Source organism: Brevundimonas sp. (assembly GCF_044239655.1).
In the GTDB taxonomy this organism is placed as follows: Bacteria; Pseudomonadota; Alphaproteobacteria; order Caulobacterales; family Caulobacteraceae; genus Brevundimonas.
The window spans coordinates 1-16,951 of sequence record NZ_JBIIAY010000066.1 but is presented as its reverse complement, the minus strand read 5'-3'; the positions used below and the strand labels follow the sequence as shown (position 1 = coordinate 16,951).

Sequence of the window (16,951 nt, the reverse complement as noted above, 5' to 3'; positions counted from 1 at the left end):
CCGCACCGACCGCCCCGCCGACAAGGCCGCCTGCTATGCCGAGGTCGAGGGTGAAATCCTGGCCGTGCTGGAGGCGGAGCCGAACCGTGTGGCACGCATGGCCACGGTCGCCTCGATGCTGGCCGACGCCTTCGACAGTTATTTCTGGACCGGCTTCTACGTCGTCGATCCGGACAAGACCGACGAACTGGTCGTCGGCCCGTATCAGGGCACCCTGGGCTGTCTGCGTATCCCGTTCGGCCGGGGCGTCTGCGGGGCGGCGGCGGCCACCGGCCAGACCCAGCTGGTCGAGGACGTCCACGCCTTCCCCGGCCACATCGCCTGCGACAGCCGCTCGGCGTCCGAAATCGTGGTGCCGGTGTTCGGGCCGGATGGCGTTCTGATCGCCGTGTTCGACGTGGACGCCACGGAAAAGGCGGCGTTCGATGGCGTGGATCAGGCGGCGCTGGAACGGCTGCTTTCCAAGGTCTTCGGCGCCGCCTAGACAGGGGTGTGACTCCCACTCCGACGCCATCGCCCAAAATCCCCGCCTGGGTCTGCGCGCCCGGCGTGCTGAAGGTTCCGTTCCTGGCCGAGTTCCTGCCGGAGTACGACCTGCGCGCTCTGCCCGGCCCCGACATCCGGGCCGTCATCGGCTGGGGGATGAAGCCGACGGCGGCGGCGGGGCGGAAGTATGCGGCGAAGCGCGGCCTGCCCTATGTTGCGCTGGAGGACGGGTTTCTGCGCTCGGTCGGGCTCGGCGAGGCGGGCGCGACCTCGCTGAGCGTCATCGCGGACGACCTCGGCGTCTACTATGACGCGCACCGTCACTCGCGGATGGAAGACCTGATCCGCACCGCGCCCGACTGGTGCGACGCGGCCATGACCGGCCGCGCGCGCGGGCTGATCGATCGCATTGTGGCGTCGGGCGTGTCCAAGACGAACATGGGCGGGCCTCTGGATCCTGCGATCCTGAAGCCCGGGCGGCGGGTGCTGGTGGTGGACCAGACCCTGGGCGACGCCTCTATCGCCTATGGCCTGGCCTCGCCCCAGGCGTTCGCCGAGATGATCGCAGCGGCCCGGCGCGACGAGCCTGATGCGCAACTGATCGTCAAACGGCACCCGGCCGTCGCCGCCGGGCGCAAACAGGGCTGTATCGCCGCGGCCGACCGGGCCGGCGTTACCCTGATCGACACGGACGTTCGACCTGCCGACCTGCTGGCGGTGGTGGACGCCGTCTATGTCGTCACTTCGGCTCTGGGATTCGAGGCCCTGCTGCGGGGGCTGCCCGTCCGCTGCTTTGGAGCGCCCTTCTATTCGGGGTGGGGCGCGACGGCTGACGCAGTCGAGACCGGCCGTCGGGGCGGACCCCGCTCGGTGGAGGCGATCGCCGCTGCCGCGCTTATCGTGGGCACCCGCTACGTCGATCCGGTCACCGGTCGGCGGTGCGAGGCGGAACAGGCACTGGAGCGGTTGATCGCGCTACGGAACCGCGCAGACCGGCTGTCTGGCGTCTGGGCCGCCGCCGGGTTCGCCCCGGCCAAGCGCCCGCCGATCCGCCGCCTGTTGAACTCGCCCAAGGGTTCGGTGCGCTATCACTGGTTCGCCCGCAACGCCGCGAAACAGGCGGAAGAGCAGAATGGTCGCCTGATCTGGTGGGCGGGCAAGGAGAGCGATCCGATCCGCGCTGCTGCCGCCGCGACCACCGCGCCCAAGGTGCGGATGGAGGACGGCTTCATCCGCTCGCGCGGCCTGGGGTCGGATTTCCATGGCGCCCTGTCCGTCGCCCTGGACGACCAGGGGGTCTATTACGACGCGCACCGGCCCAGCCGCCTCGAAAGCCTGATCCAGGCCGGTGGGCTGGACGACAAGGCGCTGGCCCGCGCCGCAGCCTTGCGCGCCCGCATCGTCGAGGCGGGCCTGTCGAAATACAACATCCGGGGCGAGGCACCGGCCGGCTGGCCTTCCGACAGGGAGCGCGTGCTCGTCGTCGGCCAGGTCGAGAACGACAAGTCGATCGCGCTGGGCTGCACCGACATCCGCACCAACTCCGGCCTGGTCGAGGCGGCGCGGCGGGACTTCCCCGACGCCTTCCTGATCTACCGCAACCACCCGGATGTCATGGCCGGCAACCGGCCCGGCCTGCTGGAGGCCCACGCGCTGGACGCCGTGGACGCCGTCGCCGACGACCTCGACATCATCGACTGCCTGAACGCCTGCGACCGGCTGGTCACCCTGACCTCCCTGTCGGGGTTCGAGGCCCTGATGCGCGGCAAGGCGGTGACCACCTATGGCCGGCCCTTCTATGCCGGCTGGGGCCTGACCGACGACCGGACCGGCCCCTTCCCGAGACGCACGACCCGCGCCGGCCTCGACGCCCTGATCCACGCCGCCCTGATCGACTATCCGATCTATGTCAGCCCCTCCGGCTGGCCCTGCGAGGCGGAGGATCTGGTCGAGGCCCTGATCGCCGCGAGGGACCATCCGGTCCCGCCCGGACCTCGTGGCGTCATCCCCCGCTGGTGGCGTGGGATCATGGCGTCTCTCGACCGGACGCCGCCGCCGTCCTATTGAAGCCTTAGAAAAGCATCAGGTCGCTCTGCGCGCGCCTGGAACTCACGGACCGACGTCCCTCAAGCAGTGAGGCGCCGCGCGCCGAACGATAGGGACCACGAAGTGCAAGCGTCAGTCATCGCCGCCACCGGCCTGTTCACCCCCGAACAGTCGATCTCCAACGAGGAACTGGTCGAGGCCTACAACGCCTGGGCCGAGCAGTGGAACATCGACCACGCGCTCCAGATCGCCGAAGGTGACGTCGCCGCCCTGACCCCGTCCTCGGTCGCGTTTATCGAGAAGGCCTCGGGCATCAAGTCACGCTATGTGTTGGACAAGGCGGGCATCGTCGATCCGAAGCGGATGGCCCCGAATATCCCCGAGCGCGGCAACGAAGAGCTGTCGATCATGGCCGAGATGGCCGTCGCCGCTGCCCGTCAGGCCATCGCCGCCTGGGGTAAGCCGGTCAGCGAGATCGGCGCGGTCCTGTGCGCCGCCTCCAACATGCCGCGTCCCTATCCGGCCCTGGCGGTCGAGGTGCAACAGGCACTCGGCATCGACGGCTTCGGCTTCGACATGAACGTCGCCTGTTCCTCGGCGACCTTCGGGATCAAGACCGCCGCCGACTTCATCGGTTCGGGCTCGGTCAAGGCCGTGCTGATGGTCAACCCCGAGGTCTGCTCGGCCCACCTGAACTTCAAGGACCGCGACAGCCACTTCATCTTCGGCGACGTCGCCACCGCCGTGATCGTCGAGGCGGCGGATCAGGCAGGGCCGGGCGGTTGGGACATCCTCGGCACCAGGCTCAAGACCGTCTTCTCCAACAATATCCGCAACAATTTCGGCTTCCTGAACAACGCCGCCCCCGAGGGCATCGGCGCGCCCGACAAGTTGTTCATCCAGCAGGGCCGCAAGGTCTTCAAGGATGTGGTGCCGCTGGTCTCCGACATGATCGTCGAGCACGCCGGCGAGCTCGGACTCGATCCGCACGGGCTCAAGCGGCTGTGGCTGCACCAGGCCAACATCAACATGAACGACTTCATCGGGCGGAAGGTTCTGGGTCGCGACCCGAGGCCGGAAGAGAACGTCATCATCCTGGACGAGTACGCCAACACCTCATCCGCCGGATCCATCATCGCCTTCCACCTGCGCCACGATGGGTTCGAGCCCGGCGACACCGGCCTGATCTGCTCGTTCGGCGCGGGCTATTCAGCGGGTACGGTGTTCGTGCGAAAGCGCGCCTGACATCACTTCGGCCTCCTCGGATAGAGCGCTTCGATCAGATCGAGGCGGTCCGCGAAGGGGACGGGCTTGACCACGGGGCCGTCGTTGGTGAACTCCAGAAGCTGATCGGGTGAGGAGCCGAGGTCGGGCCAGCGGACGGGAGCGCTTCCGCTGTTGGGATCGCCGGCCTTGGCGAAGTCGGTCCAATAGCCGGCCATGGCGTCGGCGACGCGCTGGTCGCGGGCGTCGGTGGGCCAGGGGGAGGCGTTCAGGGTGTCGAACACATACTGGCGTTCCGAGGCGTGGGGCGCGCCGCCATGGGGCATGGTCATGCCGTTCGAGACGACATCGAACCGATAGAGCCAGGTCGGGTGGCCCTGGCCGGCGTGCAGTCGGGCCAGGCGCCGCGCCGGCTCATTGAACACCAGGTCGCTGACGATATGGTCGTCATAGGCGGCCTGATCGCCATAGGCGGCGAGCAGGGCGGCCTTCTGATCGGGCGTCTGGGCGTCGAGACGGTCGCGGTAAGGCGGCACATAGGACAGGTTCGCTCGCCAGAACTCCGCCGAGTTGGTTCCGATGATCAGGGGCACGGGTGCCTGGGAGCCGTTGGCGAAGGCGGTTTCGACGTCGGTGGTGAGGATGATGCCGTCGGTGAGGATCAGGTCACCGTCATAGAAGCTGGGCGAGGGGGTCAGCAGGCGTTCGGCGGGAACGGCGCGCAGGGCCTCGGCCGTGGGTGTAATCCCGGCGTCATGGGCCCAGGCCGCGCCGCGCGCGCGGGTAGGCCGCAGAGGGCCGCCCGGCACCTCGATCAGGGGCGCGCCCTGCTGTCGGCCCAGGCCCGATTCGACCACGGCGCGCGCGAACAGACCCCGCGCGCGTTCGGCGATCATCAGTTGGGTCACCGCCACGCCGCCGGCCGACTCGCCGAAGATCGTGACCTTGGCCGGATCGCCTCCAAAAGACGTGATGTTGTCCCGCACCCATTCCAGGGCGGCGATCATGTCCATCACGCCGTAGTTGCCCGCCGGTTCGCCCGCTGGTCGCTCGGCGGCGAGGGCGGGATGGTCGAAGAAGCCCAGTCGGCCGAGGCGATAGTTCAAGGTGACGACGACCACGCCGCGTCGCGCGAGGTTCGCCCCGTCATAGAGCGCCGCCGTGCCCGAGCCGTTGACGTAACCGCCGCCGTGAATCCAGACCATGACGGGCAGGGGGTCGCTGCGACCCTGGGGGGCCCAGACATTCAGGGTCAGGCAGTCCTCGCTCATCGGCAAGGGGCCGACGCCGTTGTCGCCATTGGCGGGCGGCTGAATGCAGATGGCACCGACCGATCCTGCATCGCGCGGCCCGGACCAGGGCTCGGGGGCCTGAGGCGGACGCCAGCGCAAGAGGCCGACGGGCGGCACGGCATAGCGAATGCCCCTGAAGCTTTCGACACCGCCGGCTTCACGCCCGACCAGAACGCCCTGCCGGGTCCGGGCCGTCGGGTCGGATGAGGCAGGCGGGGTCGTCATCAGGAGCGCGGCACCGAGAAAGGAAGCGATGATCATGATCTGTCTCTAGACGCGATGATGGACTTCGCCCAAATCCCATCTGTGTACGATCGACGACAATCCGTTGAACCATTCACGGGCTTGAGCGTTAGTGGGCGCGTTCGGCGGGGATGGCATTGAAAGAACTAGTCAAATCGAGCGATCTCGCGATCGATCTGGCAACGGCGTTCGATGCGTCGCCGAATCCCTATGTGCTGCTGTACCCGGACCTGCGCGTCGCGGGGATGAACCAGGCCTATCTGGACGTCACCCACAGCCGGCGCGAGGACATCCTCGGCCAGCCGCTGTTCGGTGCCTTCGATTCTGGACCTGGCAAAGAAGCACCGGAGAATGTGCGCCAGGTCCGCACCTCGATGGAAAAGGCCATCTCGACCCGGCGGCCTGACCACCTGGCCGTCGTCAAATTTTCCATTCCGCGCGATCTACCCGAGGGCGGCCGCGTCTTCGAGGACCGGTTCTGGAGCGCGACCCACACGCCGGTCCTGAACAAGGATGGCGAGGTCGTGATGCTGCTTCAGCATACGACAGACATCACCGAACTGGAGCGGCTGCGGAAGCTGTCGGCGACGGACAGCGGTGGGGCCATCAGCGCTCTCGACGCCATGATCGGCGGCGGTTTGCTGGCACGGGCGCAGCACGTCCAGGAGGATAATCGGCGTCTGGCGACCGAGCGTAACCGGCTGACCGACATGTTCATGCAGGCCCCGGGGTTCATCGCCGTCCTGTCCGGGCCTGATCATCGCTTCGAGCTGTTCAACGAGGCCTATCGGCGCCTGACCGACCACCGCGAACTGGCCGGCAAGACGGTGGCGCAGGCTCTGCCCGAGGTGGTTCCGCAGGGCTATATCGACATGCTGGACACCGTGTTCGAAACCGGTGAGCCGGTCGAGGGTCGGGGCAGCCTGTTGCGCCTTCAGGCGGTGCCTGGCGGTCCCTTCGAGGACGCCTATGTCGATTTCATCTATCAGCCGATCCGGGAGGACGGCGGGAAGATTGTGGGAATCTTCGTCCAGGGCCATGACGTCACCGACAACGTCCTGGCCACCCAGCGCCAGAAGCTGATGATCGACGAGCTGAACCACCGGGTGAAGAACACCCTGGCCACCGTCCAGTCGATCGCCATGCAGACGGCACGATCGCACACCGATCCGCGTGCCTTCGCCGAGTCGTTCCAGGCCCGGCTGCTGTCGCTGTCGCATACCCACGACCTGTTGACCCGCAGCCACTGGGAGGGTGCCGACCTGCGCGACATCCTGCGGCACGAGACCGAGGCGCACGAGACGCACCGGATATCGGCCAACGGACCGCCGGTGCCGCTGGGCCCGGCCTTCGCCCTGTCGCTGGGCATGATTTTTCACGAGCTGGCGACTAATGCGGCCAAATACGGTGCCCTGTCCGCACCGGGCGGACGGGTGCTGGTCGACTGGTCGATCGCCGATCAGACCGATCGGCGCCTCATCATCGAATGGCGCGAGACCGGCGGTCCGACCGTAGCCGTGCCCGAGCGCCGGGGTTTCGGCACACGCATGATCGAGCGCAATGTGCGCCATGATCTGGCGGGAGAGGTCGATCTCCGCTACCTCGACAGCGGCCTCAACGCCCGCATCACTGTTCCGCTGGATCGCGCCGTCCCATGACCCACCCTTTGAATGGCCGCCGCATCCTGATCGTCGAGGACGAGAGTCTGGTGGCCATGCTGCTGGAAACCATCCTGGAGGACATGGGCTGCACTCCGGTCGGGCCGATCGCGAGCGTGGCAGAGGCCCTGAGCCTGCTGGCCGATCCCGGGCTCGAGGGGATCGATGCGGCCCTGCTGGACGTCAATGTCGCGGGCCATGAGGTGTTTCCGGTCGCCGAGGCGCTGAGCGCGCGCGGAACGCCCTTCGTGTTCTCGACGGGCTATGGCCAGGGCGGACTGCCCGACCGCTGGCGCGACCACCCGACGATCCAGAAGCCCTTCACCGAGGCGGCCGTGCAGCAAGCGCTTATGGACGCGGTCGGGGTGGCGAACGTCTAACGACGAACGTCCTTCAGGACGGCACGGGCTGCGTTGTGCCCGGGTGCGCCGGTGACCCCGCCGCCGGGATGACTGCCTGATCCGCAGAGGTAGAGACCCGGGACCGGCATCCGGTGATCCGCATGACCCAGCACAGGGCGGGCGCTGAACAGTTGGTCCAGGGTCAGGCGTCCGTGGAAGATGTCGCCGCCGACCAGTCCGAAGCGCCGCTCCAGATCGCGCGGCCCAAGGGCCAGCCGGCCGATCACCGAGGCCTTGAAGCCGGGCGCGGCCCTGTCGACGGTCTCGATCATCAGGTCGGCCACGGTGTCGCGATGGGCGTCGTCCAGATCGGGTGCGACATGCTGGCAGAACAGGCTGGCGACATGCGCACCGGGCGGGGCGAGGCTCTCGTCCAGGGTCGAGGGGATCAGCATCTCCACGATCGGCTCGCTCGACCAGCCGTTCAGCCGCGCCTGGGCGTGGGCCCGGTCCATATAGGCGAGGCTGGGAGCGAGGATGATCCCGGCGGTCAGGTGGTCGCCTCCGCCAGGCAGGGCGGTGAAGTCGGGCAGTTCGCTGAGCGCGACGTTCATGCGGAAGGTGCCGGAACCCGAGGCATAGCGGCTCATCCGCTCGGTGAAGTCGGCCGGGACGACCGCCGGATCGACCAAGCGGTCGAACAGCAGGCGCGGATGCAGGTTCGAGACGACGGCGCGCGCGCGGATGACGTCGCCGGCCTCTGTGACCGCCCCGACGGCGCGGCCTTTGTCGGTCAGGACGGAGGCGACGGCGGTGTCGAGGCGGATATCGACCCCCTGTTCGACACAGGCCGCCGCCATCGCCTGGGTGATCGCGCCCATGCCGCCGATCGCATGACCCCAGACGCCCTTTCGACCGTTCACCTCGCCGAAGACGTGGTGCAGCAGGACATAGGCCGAGCCGGGCGTATAGGGGCTGGCATAGTTGCCGACCACGCTGTCGAAGCCAAACAGGGCCTTGATCGGATCGCTCTCGAACCAGCCGTCCAGCCAGTCGCCGGCCGACTTGGCGAACAGGTCCAGCACGTCGCGCCGCGCCGTCAGGTCCTGCCCGCCCAGCCGCCGGGCCACCGACGCCGACTTCAGCATCTCGGGGATCGCGGCCAGCCAGCCGCCCAGGCCCTGAGAACCGGGCGGCAAGTTGGGCGGGATTTCGAGAACCAGGGCGCGCAGCACGGCCGCCACGGCCTCCAGCCGCGCCTCGTACTCGGGCAGTCGCTCGGCGTCGCGGACCGAGAACTTGGCCACCTCTCCCGCCGTCCGGCCCTCTCCAGCGGCCAGATAGCGACCGTCCGGCAGCGGCAGGAAGTTCGACATCCGACGCTCGACGACCTTCAGTCCGTGCCTGGCTAGTTCCAGGTCGGCGATGATCTTCGGGTTCAGCAGGCTGACGGTATAGCTGGCGGTGGAGTTGCGGAAACCGTGATGGAACTCCTCCGTCACCGCCGCCCCGCCGACGACGCCGCGCCGCTCCAGCACCGTGACCTTCAGCCCCGCCCGCGCCAGATAGAAGGCGCAGACCAGGCCGTTGTGCCCCCCGCCCAGGATGACGATGTCGGTGCTATTTCTCGCCATAGGGTCCCCCGGTTCAGGACGGCCACTGCAGGGGGGCCGTCTTCAAAGCGGCCAGCCCCGCCGACCCCGTGCAGAAGCATGTCGTGCGCAACTGTCGGACCAAGGTCTCGAAATGCTCGACCACCGCCTCGGTCGAGACCGTCGCCGCTTCCAGCACGCCCGCGGCCTGACCCACGATGTCGGCGCCCAGGCGGATGGCCTTGGCGGCGTCGAGGCCGTTGCGGACGCCGCCGGAGCCGATGATGACGGCGTCGGGGCATGCGGCGCGGACCTCGGCGATGGCGCGGGCGGTGGGGATGCCCCAATCGGCGAAAGCGAGGGCGTGGGCCTTGTCGGACGGTGCGGTCGCGCGCTCGCCCTCGATCAGGCCCCAGTTGGCGCCGCCGGCCCCCGCGACGTCGATGGCAGCGACGCCCATGTCGACCAGGCGTCGGGCGGTGGCGGCCGAAATGCCGGCACCGGTCTCCTTGACCACGACAGGCGTGTCCAGACCGTCGATCAGGGCGGCGAGCGCCGCACCGACACCGCGCCAGTCTCGATCACCCTCGGGCTGGCAGGCTTCCTGGAGCGGGTTCAGGTGGACGATCAGCGCGTCGGAACCGATCATATCGATGGCGCGTCTGGCTTCGTCGAGACCGAAGCCCCGCGTCAACTGGGCTGCACCGATGTTGGCCAGAAGGGGGATGCCGGGAGCGCGGCGGCGCAGGGATGGGTTGAGGCCGGCGGCCCCGCCGTTCTCGATCGCGCTGCGTTGCGAACCGACGGCCAGCGCGATGCCGAGGTGCTGGGCGGCCTCGGCCAGCCGGGCGTTGATCGCCTCGGCGCGGGAGGGACCGCCGGTCATGGAACTGATCAGCAGGGGTGCCTTCAGCCGATGGCCCAGAAAGTCGGCGCTCAGGTCGATCGCGGCGTGATCGAGATCGGGCAGGGCCTCATGGACGAAGCGGATGGCGTCGAAGCCTGCGTCGCTCGCGTGACGGCCCCGCCCGGACAGGACGACGTCCAGATGCTGGTCCTTGCGATGGGTGGTGGCGTCGTCGCTCATCCGATGACCCTAGCGACCTGTGGTCACGGTTGGAACGGGGCGCGACGGCGCGTAGTGTCGCGAACATGATCGCCCTCTGGTTCACCCTGATCGTCGTGGCCGTCTTCTTCTTCATGGAGGGGGCGGCGTGGTGGACGCATCGCTATGTCATGCACGGCTGGGGCTGGGGCTGGCATCGCGATCACCATGAACCGCACGACAAGGCCTGGGAGAAGAACGATCTCTATGCCGTCGTCGGCTGCGTGCTCGGGATGGGGCTGTTCTTTGTGGCCATGTTCACGGGATCCTGGCCGGTGCGGGCGGTGGCGACGGGGGTGACGCTGTACGGGGCCGTCTATCTGTTCGTTCATGACGGGCTGGTGCATCAGCGGTGGCCGTTTCACTGGATGCCGGCGAACGGTTACGCGCGGCGGCTGGTCCAGGCGCACAAGCTGCATCATGCGGTCCAGACGCGCGAAGGTGCGGTGTCTTTCGGGTTTGTCTTCGCGCCCGACCCGCAACGTTTGAGCGCGATCCTGAAGGCGCGGCGGGCGGAACGGGCGAATTCACCCGGTATGGTCCCCGACGTCGAGCCTTCGTGAGCCCCCTGCGCCAGACCGTGATCGGCCTGGGTCTGGCGGCTCTGATCGTCGGCGGGTGGATGAGCCTGCATGCGTGGGGCGTGTTCTTTCATCGCATCGAGGGTTGGGGTCTGATCGCCGCGCCTTTGCTGATCGCGGTGCAGAGCTGGCTGGGGGCCGGGATGTTCATCGTGGCGCATGACGCCATGCATGGCTCGCTGGCACCGGGCAGGCCGCGCGTGAACGCAGTGGTGGGCCAGGCCTGCGTCGGGGCCTATGCGGCCTTCTCGTTCCGCAAGCTGAACGTCTGTCACCACCAGCACCACCGGACGCCGGGGGTCGAGGGCGATCCCGATTTCCATGCCGGTGATCCGACGCGGTTCGGGCCGTGGTTCCTGGGCTTCTTCCTGCGCTATTTCGGATGGCGGGAGTTCGCGATCGTCACGGCGGTGCTGCTGGCCTATCTGTGGCTGGGGGCGCGGCCGGTGAACCTGATCCTTTTCTGGGCGGTGCCGGCGATCCTCAGCGCGCTGCAACTGTTCGTGTTCGGGACGTGGATCCCGCATCGGCATCAGCGGGAGGCCGGGTTCCCGGATCATCACAATGCGCGGACCCTGCCCATGCCGTGGATACTGTCGCTGCTGACCTGTTTCCACTTCGGGCGGCATCACGAGCACCATCTGTCGCCCTCGACGCCGTGGTGGCGGCTGCCCCAGATCAAGGCGTGAGGCTGAAGGTCTGACGGCTCAGACGCGGGTCCACAGGTCCGGCCGCGTCGGCGCGGGGTGGCCGCGATCCAGCATCTGGGTCCAGACGGCGATCAGGGCACCGCGACCGAACAGCCACAGCTTCATCGCCTTGCCGACCGAAACGCGCTTGTCCCAGGCGTCGGGGCCGCGCCTGACCACCTTGCGGCCGATCTCGCGATAGACGCCGCGTGCCGCCGCGATCGCCATCGAGGACCGGAAAGGCAAGCCGCGCAGGCCGTCGCGGGCGCTGTCGTAATAGGGCTCGGCCACGGCCAGCAGGCGCTGAGTCACAGCGTGTACGGCGGCGCGGTTGGCCGGGTCGGCGACGGCGTGAGCGGTCGGCTCCAGCCCGGCCTCGACCAGCCAGTCGGCGGGCAGATAGACCCGGCCGTCCTGGGCGTCCTCGATGACGTCGCGCGAGATATTGGTCAACTGGAAGGCCAGGCCCAGGTCCTGGGCGCGGCGCAGGACGGCCGTGTCGGTGACGTGCATCACCCGCGCCATCATCACCCCGACAACGCCCGCGACGTGCCAGCAATAGGTCAGGACGTCGTCGATGGTCCGGTACTCGCGATGCTCCACGTCCATGGCGAACCCATCGAGCAGATCCAGCGGCCAGCGTTCCGGCAGGCGGTGACGCAGGGCGACGCGCTGGAAGGCGGCGAAGGTCTGGTCGTCCATCGCCTCGCCGGCCAGGGCGCGGCGGGTCTGGTCGTAGAGGCGGGCGAGGCGACGTTGCTGTTCCTCGGGCGATAGGTTTTCGTGGCCGAAGCCGTGGTCCTGACCGTCGATTTCGTCGTCGCAGCGGCGGCACCAGGCGTAGAGCAGCCAGGCGTCCTCGCGCACCTCGGCGTCGAACAGGCGAGAGGCCGAGCGGAAGCTCTTTGACCCCTTGACGATCGAGGCCTTGGACGCGGCGAGGACGGCGTCGGTCATGCCTTCACACCCGCCCCGGTCAAGCCCGCCTGTTCCAGCATCAACCCCGCCGTCGCCTTGGCCGAGCCGACCACGCCGGGGATGCCGGCGCCGGGATGGGTTCCTGCGCCCACGATGTAGAGGTTGTCGATGACGTCGTCGCGGTTGTGCGGCCGGAACCAGGCGCTCTGGGTCAGGATCGGCTCCAGCGAGAAGGCGCTTCCCAGATGGGCGTTCAGGTCGTCGCGGAAATCGAAGGGGGTATAGATCCGGGTCGTGACCAGGTCGCGCCGCAGGTTGGGGATGTAGCGCTCCTCAAGATAGTCGAGGATCTTCTCGCGATACAGCGGCCCCTGGACCTCCCAGTCGATGTCGGCGGCACCGAGATGCGGCACGGGCGACAGGACATAGTGGCTCGACATTCCATTCGGCGCCATGCCCGGATCGGTGGCGCAGGGGTTGTGCAGATAGAGGGAGAAATCCTCGGGCAGGGTCGGGCCGCCGAAGATTTCGGCGATCAGTTCGCGGTAGCGGGCACCGAAGCAGATGGTGTGGTGGGCCAACTGCGGCTGGGGCGTGCTCAGGCCGAAATGCAGCACGAACAGCGACATGGAGAACCGCTTGGACTTCAGCGATTTCGCCTTGGCCTTTCCACGCGGGGTATCGCCCAGCAGTCGGTCGTAGGTCGCGACGACGTCGGCGTTGGAGGCGATCATATCGGCCGAAATCGCCTGACCGTCTTCGAGGACGACGCCGGTGGCGCGGCCGTCCGTGATCTCGATCCGCTCGACCGGAGCGTTGAGCAGGACGCGACCGCCCAGATCCTCGAATCCCTTGATGAGGCCCGCGATCAAGGCCCCGGTGCCGCCCTTTGCGAACCAGACACCGCCGCGCCGTTCCAGGGCGTGGATCAGGGCATAGACCGAGCTGGTCTTGAACGGATCGCCCCCGACCAGCAGGGTGTGGAAGCTGAAGGCCTGACGCAGGTGCGGGTCCTGGATGTAGCGCGCGACCATGGCGTGGACGCTGTTCCAGCTTTCCAGCCGGGCCAGTTCCGGTGCCGCCTTGATCATCGACCAGAAGGACTGGAACGGCACGGCACCGAGCCGTAGGTAGCCCTCCTGATAGAGGTCTTCCGAATATTTGTGGAAGCGGTCGTAGCCCTCGACGTCGGCCGGGTTGAAGGCCGCGATCTGGCGCTCCATCGCGACCTGATCGTCGTTGTAGTCGAACGCCGCGCCGTCCTCCCAGCACAGGCGGTAGAAGGGATCGACCGGCAGCAGCTCGACATAGTCGGCCAGCGTCTTGCCCGTGCCCTCGAACAGGTCGGTCAGGCAGGCGGGGTCGGTGATGACGGTGGGGCCGGCGTCGAAGGTGAAGCCGTGCTCGTGCCAGACGTAGGCGCGGCCCCCGGGCTTGTCGCGCTTCTCGACCAGGGTGGTCTGGACGCCCGCACGTTGCAGGCGGATAGCCAGGGCGATGCCGCCGAAGCCGGCACCGACCACCACCGCGCGCTTGGCTGCGACGTCTCTCACAATGAGGCTCCGGCGTGGGTGTCTCTGAGTTGTCGCATGGCTTTTCCGATCGGCACAGGCGGTTTTCCGGCCAGAATGCGGGCCTTGTCCAGCGTCGTGCTGTGCCCTGCGTAGAAGCGCCGCACCACACCCTCCGACAGGCCGTAGAAGCGGCGCAGGACCCGCCACCTCTGTGACGGTTCGGCGGCTCGGAACAGCATCCGGTTCAACAGTCGGTAGAAGGCGCGGTCGGCCCACAGCGCCTTGGACCGTGCCTCGGTCGCCTTGCGCAGGGCGGGCGAGGACAGATCGGGCAGGGCGGCGATCATGCGGGCCATGGCGACGGCGTCGGGCAGGGAATAGCCGGTCGTCGGGTGGAACAGGGCTGCGGCCAGACCCGTGCGGGCGACCTGCGGACCCTCGTCCCAGAAGGCGTCGATGTCGCCACCGAGCGCGATCGGCAGTACGCCCTGTTCCTCGGCCACCACCGCCTCGATGGTCCAGCCGCGCGAGCGGGCGTAGGCGTCGATGCGGCGACCGATCAGAGCGGGGTCCAGCGTCGGCCTATCGGCGTAATAGGTGTCCTCGACCATCACCGTATGGGCGTCGAAGGGCAGAAGATAAACGAAGCGATAGGCTTCGCCCTGACCCACGGTAGCGTCCATGATCGTAGGCCGGGTCAGGCCGTGGGGCTTGGCGAGACGAAGGGTCCGGCCGACGAACACCTGCCAGCCGAGGTCGAGATGGGGCGTCGCGGCGGGGCCCCGCGCGTCGATGACGCCGGGTGCAAACAGGGTCCGGCCGTCGCCGAGGGTGACGTGACCGGGCGCGATCTCGACCGCCTCGCCCGCGATCAGCCGGTCGCCGAGCAGGGGGGCGACGACGGCGTGAAGGCGCTCCGAGGTAAGGCTGTTGTAGGGCGTCTTCAGCGAGCGGCTGAGGCCCGGGAAATAGACGTCGTAGCCTTCGGGCCAGCGATGCGGGGTGGCCGGGGCCAGCCAGGCGCGGTCGGCCTCGGACAGGTCGCCGTCGAAGAAGGACCAGGTGTGGTTTCCGCCGAGCCGTCCGTCGCGCTCGATCACGGCGACGCGCATCTCCGGCCGGTCCAGCGCAAGACGCCAGGCGATCAGGGCGGCGGACAGGCCGCCGCCGACGAGGATCAGATCAAAAGCCGGATCGGGGACGGACATGGGGACGGTCTAGCACGTCGCCGGCCGTTCGCGCCGCCCGATCACTCAGACGTTCAGCGCCTCGACGCCGGGCAGGGGCTTGCCTTCCATCCATTCCAGGAAGGCGCCGCCGGCGGTGCTGACGAAGGTCATGTCGTCCACGACCCCGGCGTGATGCAGGGCCGCGACCGTATCGCCGCCACCGCCGACGGCGACCAGGACCCCAGCCTTCGCCAGGGCCGCCGCACGATGGGCCACCGCGACCGTGGCGACGTCGAACGGCGGCACCTCGAACACGCCCAGCGGCCCGTTCCAGATCAGGGTCTTGGACGCCGTCATGGCATCGACCAGACGCGCGACGGTGGCGGGACCGGCGTCCAGAATCTTGTCGTCGGCCGAAAGGGGCTGGCCAGCGGTGACGGGACGGCTGTCGGCACCCGGTTTGACCTCGGTGGCGACGATGAAATCGACGGGCAGCAGGATCTCGCAGCCGCAGGCCTTGGCTTCCGTCAGGATTTCTAGGGCGGTCTCGGCCATGTCGCGTTCGGCCAGCGAGCCGCCGATGTCGACGCCTTGGGCGAACAGGAAGGTGTTGGCCATGCCGCCGCCGATGGCGAGCCGGTCCAGCTTGCCGACCAGGTTCTTGAGCAGGTCAAGCTTGGTCGAGACTTTCGATCCTCCGACGATGCCGATGACGGGCTTCTTGGGATTGCCGAGCGCGGCGTCCAGCGCCTCGAGCTCGCGCCGCATGGATTCCCCGGCATAGGCGGGGATCAGGTGGGCCACGCCTTCGGTCGAGGCGTGGGCGCGGTGGGCGGCGGAAAACGCGTCGTTGACATAGATGTCGGCGATCTCGGCCAGCAGGGCGGCGAATGCGGGGTCGTTCTTTTCCTCGCCGGCGTGGAAGCGGACGTTCTCCAGCAGGATCACGCCGCCGGCGTCCAGATCCGCGATGGCGGCCTTGGCCTCGTCGCCCACACAATCGGCGGCGAACCGGACGGGCGCTCCCAGCAGATGCTCCAGATCATCGACGACGGGCTTCAGGCTCATCGACGGCACGACCTTGCCCTTGGGCCGGTCGAAGTGGGCCAGCAGGGCGACCCTGGCCCCCGCGTCGCGCAGTTTGGCGATCGTCGGCAGGGCGACCCGCAGCCGGGTGTCGTCGGTGATCTTCCCGTCTTCCATCGGCACGTTGAAATCCACGCGGACCAGGGCGGTCTTTCCGGCGAGGGAACCGGCGTCGTCGAGGGTGCGGAAGGTCATGGCTTGGCCCGATGATAGAGAACAGCTTAAGTTGTGGGATCGAGGGCTTGGACCACTTCGGAAGTCCAAATGAGGTCGATCTCCTCGCCGATTAGCGTGGGAGAGATGTTGAGTGTTGTGTGCTCCCATTCGGCACCCATATCGCGTCCGTAAGCGCTGTTGAAAGCGCGGACGGCCCGACCGTTAGAGAGCTCGATAAGGGTAAGTTTGCCGTCGCGATCCTCAAGCAGTTTGACCAGCTCGAAGCCACGCCCCGGAACGATGTCGCCCGGTCCCTGATCTTGGTACCGGGCGGTCGTCATCAGATAAGCTTGCTCATCACCAGCGCCGTATCGGCCATACGCGTCGCGAAGCCCCACTCGTTGTCGTACCAGGTCAGGACGCGGGCCAGCTTGCCGTCGACGACCTGGGTCTGGGGCAGGGCGGCGGTGCTGGACGCGGCGATGTGGTTGAGGTCGGTGGACACCAGCGGGTCGGTGGTCACGGCCAGGACGCCCTTCATGGGACCATCGGCGGCGGCCTGAAGCGCGGCGTTGATTTCCTCGACGGTGACCTCGCGACCGGCGACGACCTTCAGGTCGACGACCGAGACGTTGGGCGTCGGCACGCGGATCGAGGAGCCGTCCAGCTTGCCCTTCAGTTCCGGCAGAACCAGGCCGAGCGCCTTGGCGGCGCCGGTCGAGGTCGGGATCATCGACAGGGCCGCGGCGCGGGCGCGGTACAGGTCCTTGTGCATCGTATCCAGCGTCGGCTGGTCGCCGGTGTAGGAGTGGATGGTGGTCATATAGCCGCGCTCGATGCCGAACAGGTCG

Annotated in this window: 16 protein-coding genes; 7 read left to right on the top strand and 9 right to left on the bottom strand. The window is 68.1% G+C overall.

Going from position 1 to position 16,951, the window contains the following annotated elements; translation table 11 throughout:
- From ACILQR_RS10150 to ACILQR_RS10140, 3 genes are all read left to right on the top strand, one after another.
- The coding region (locus ACILQR_RS10150; protein WP_395651314.1) for a GAF domain-containing protein at positions 1-484 on the top strand (484 nt) is incomplete at its 5' end.
- Between the two features lie 8 nt (positions 485-492).
- Complete coding sequence (locus ACILQR_RS10145) at positions 493-2,553, top strand: capsular polysaccharide biosynthesis protein (RefSeq protein WP_395651313.1); 2,061 nt, start codon at positions 493-495, stop codon at positions 2,551-2,553.
- A gap of 102 nt (positions 2,554-2,655) precedes the next feature.
- Positions 2,656-3,777: a beta-ketoacyl-ACP synthase III gene (locus ACILQR_RS10140; protein WP_395651312.1), complete on the top strand. Its 1,122-nt coding sequence runs from the start codon at positions 2,656-2,658 to the stop codon at positions 3,775-3,777.
- Between the two features lie 2 nt (positions 3,778-3,779).
- Here ACILQR_RS10140 and ACILQR_RS10135 read toward each other — a convergent pair whose 3' ends face one another.
- Positions 3,780-5,309, bottom strand: coding sequence for a carboxylesterase/lipase family protein (locus ACILQR_RS10135; RefSeq protein WP_395651311.1), 1,530 nt, complete (start codon positions 5,307-5,309; stop codon positions 3,780-3,782).
- A 113-nt stretch (positions 5,310-5,422) separates the two neighbouring features.
- On the opposite strand from ACILQR_RS10135, the gene ACILQR_RS10130 reads away from it, so the two are divergent.
- Together ACILQR_RS10130 and ACILQR_RS10125 are read left to right on the top strand one after the other, a co-directional pair.
- Complete coding sequence (locus ACILQR_RS10130; protein ID WP_395651310.1) at positions 5,423-6,949, top strand: sensor histidine kinase; 1,527 nt, start codon at positions 5,423-5,425, stop codon at positions 6,947-6,949.
- Positions 6,946-7,329, top strand: a complete 384-nt coding sequence (locus tag ACILQR_RS10125) for a response regulator (RefSeq protein ID WP_395651309.1) — start codon at positions 6,946-6,948, stop codon at positions 7,327-7,329. Before ACILQR_RS10130 ends, ACILQR_RS10125 begins: the two co-directional genes overlap by 4 nt.
- On the opposite strand, the gene ACILQR_RS10120 is transcribed toward ACILQR_RS10125, so the two are convergent.
- Positions 7,326-8,924 carry a phytoene desaturase family protein gene (locus ACILQR_RS10120; RefSeq protein ID WP_395651308.1) on the bottom strand — a complete coding sequence of 533 codons (1,599 nt, stop codon included), beginning with the start codon at positions 8,922-8,924 and terminating at the stop codon, positions 7,326-7,328. The two genes, ACILQR_RS10125 and ACILQR_RS10120, sit on opposite strands and share 4 nt — an antisense overlap.
- A gap of 13 nt (positions 8,925-8,937) precedes the next feature.
- A complete protein-coding gene (gene fni / locus ACILQR_RS10115) occupies positions 8,938-9,969 on the bottom strand; it encodes a type 2 isopentenyl-diphosphate Delta-isomerase (RefSeq protein WP_395651307.1) in 1,032 nt (343 codons plus the stop codon).
- Positions 9,970-10,034: 65 nt separating this feature from the next.
- Between fni and ACILQR_RS10110 the strand changes: the two genes are divergently transcribed.
- Both ACILQR_RS10110 and ACILQR_RS10105 read left to right on the top strand, forming a co-directional pair.
- Positions 10,035-10,550, top strand: coding sequence for a sterol desaturase family protein (locus tag ACILQR_RS10110; protein WP_395651306.1), 516 nt, complete (start codon positions 10,035-10,037; stop codon positions 10,548-10,550).
- Complete coding sequence (locus ACILQR_RS10105) at positions 10,547-11,257, top strand: fatty acid desaturase (RefSeq protein WP_395651305.1); 711 nt, start codon at positions 10,547-10,549, stop codon at positions 11,255-11,257. Before ACILQR_RS10110 ends, ACILQR_RS10105 begins: the two co-directional genes overlap by 4 nt.
- A gap of 18 nt (positions 11,258-11,275) precedes the next feature.
- On the opposite strand, the gene ACILQR_RS10100 is transcribed toward ACILQR_RS10105, so the two are convergent.
- The 6 genes from ACILQR_RS10100 to ACILQR_RS10075 form a co-directional block, all read right to left on the bottom strand.
- On the bottom strand, positions 11,276-12,214 hold the full coding sequence (locus ACILQR_RS10100; RefSeq protein WP_395651304.1) for a phytoene/squalene synthase family protein: 939 nt from the start codon (positions 12,212-12,214) through the stop codon (positions 11,276-11,278).
- Entirely contained in the window at positions 12,211-13,728 is a 1,518-nt protein-coding gene (locus ACILQR_RS10095; RefSeq protein WP_395651303.1) for a phytoene desaturase, read from the bottom strand. Before ACILQR_RS10095 ends, ACILQR_RS10100 begins: the two co-directional genes overlap by 4 nt.
- The gene (crtY, locus tag ACILQR_RS10090; protein WP_395651302.1) at positions 13,725-14,897 is read right to left on the bottom strand and encodes a lycopene beta-cyclase CrtY; all 1,173 of its coding nucleotides are present in this window, start codon (positions 14,895-14,897) and stop codon (positions 13,725-13,727) included. Before crtY ends, ACILQR_RS10095 begins: the two co-directional genes overlap by 4 nt.
- A gap of 45 nt (positions 14,898-14,942) precedes the next feature.
- A complete protein-coding gene (locus ACILQR_RS10085; RefSeq protein ID WP_395651301.1) occupies positions 14,943-16,139 on the bottom strand; it encodes a phosphoglycerate kinase in 1,197 nt (398 codons plus the stop codon).
- 26 nt (positions 16,140-16,165) lie between these two features.
- Complete coding sequence (locus ACILQR_RS10080) at positions 16,166-16,441, bottom strand: hypothetical protein (RefSeq protein WP_395651300.1); 276 nt, start codon at positions 16,439-16,441, stop codon at positions 16,166-16,168.
- A partial coding sequence (locus ACILQR_RS10075) for a type I glyceraldehyde-3-phosphate dehydrogenase (protein WP_395651299.1) occupies positions 16,441-16,951 on the bottom strand: 511 nt, incomplete at its 5' end. The genes ACILQR_RS10075 and ACILQR_RS10080, both read right to left, overlap by 1 nt.

Excerpts from the sequence above, each read along its gene's own strand:
- ACILQR_RS10100 (WP_395651304.1), bottom strand. The coding sequence starts at position 12,214 with ATGACCGACGCCGTCCTCGCCGCGTCCAAGGCCTCGATCGTCAAGGGG.
- ACILQR_RS10110 (WP_395651306.1), top strand. The coding sequence starts at position 10,035 with ATGATCGCCCTCTGGTTCACCCTGATCGTCGTGGCCGTCTTCTTCTTC.
- ACILQR_RS10135 (WP_395651311.1), bottom strand. The coding sequence starts at position 5,309 with ATGATCATCGCTTCCTTTCTCGGTGCCGCGCTCCTGATGACGACCCCG.
- ACILQR_RS10080 (WP_395651300.1), bottom strand. The coding sequence starts at position 16,441 with ATGACGACCGCCCGGTACCAAGATCAGGGACCGGGCGACATCGTTCCG.
- ACILQR_RS10125 (WP_395651309.1), top strand. The coding sequence starts at position 6,946 with ATGACCCACCCTTTGAATGGCCGCCGCATCCTGATCGTCGAGGACGAG.
- ACILQR_RS10120 (WP_395651308.1), bottom strand. The coding sequence starts at position 8,924 with ATGGCGAGAAATAGCACCGACATCGTCATCCTGGGCGGGGGGCACAAC.
- ACILQR_RS10130 (WP_395651310.1), top strand. The coding sequence starts at position 5,423 with ATGGCATTGAAAGAACTAGTCAAATCGAGCGATCTCGCGATCGATCTG.
- crtY (WP_395651302.1), bottom strand. The coding sequence starts at position 14,897 with ATGTCCGTCCCCGATCCGGCTTTTGATCTGATCCTCGTCGGCGGCGGC.
- ACILQR_RS10085 (WP_395651301.1), bottom strand. The coding sequence starts at position 16,139 with ATGACCTTCCGCACCCTCGACGACGCCGGTTCCCTCGCCGGAAAGACC.
- fni (WP_395651307.1), bottom strand. The coding sequence starts at position 9,969 with ATGAGCGACGACGCCACCACCCATCGCAAGGACCAGCATCTGGACGTC.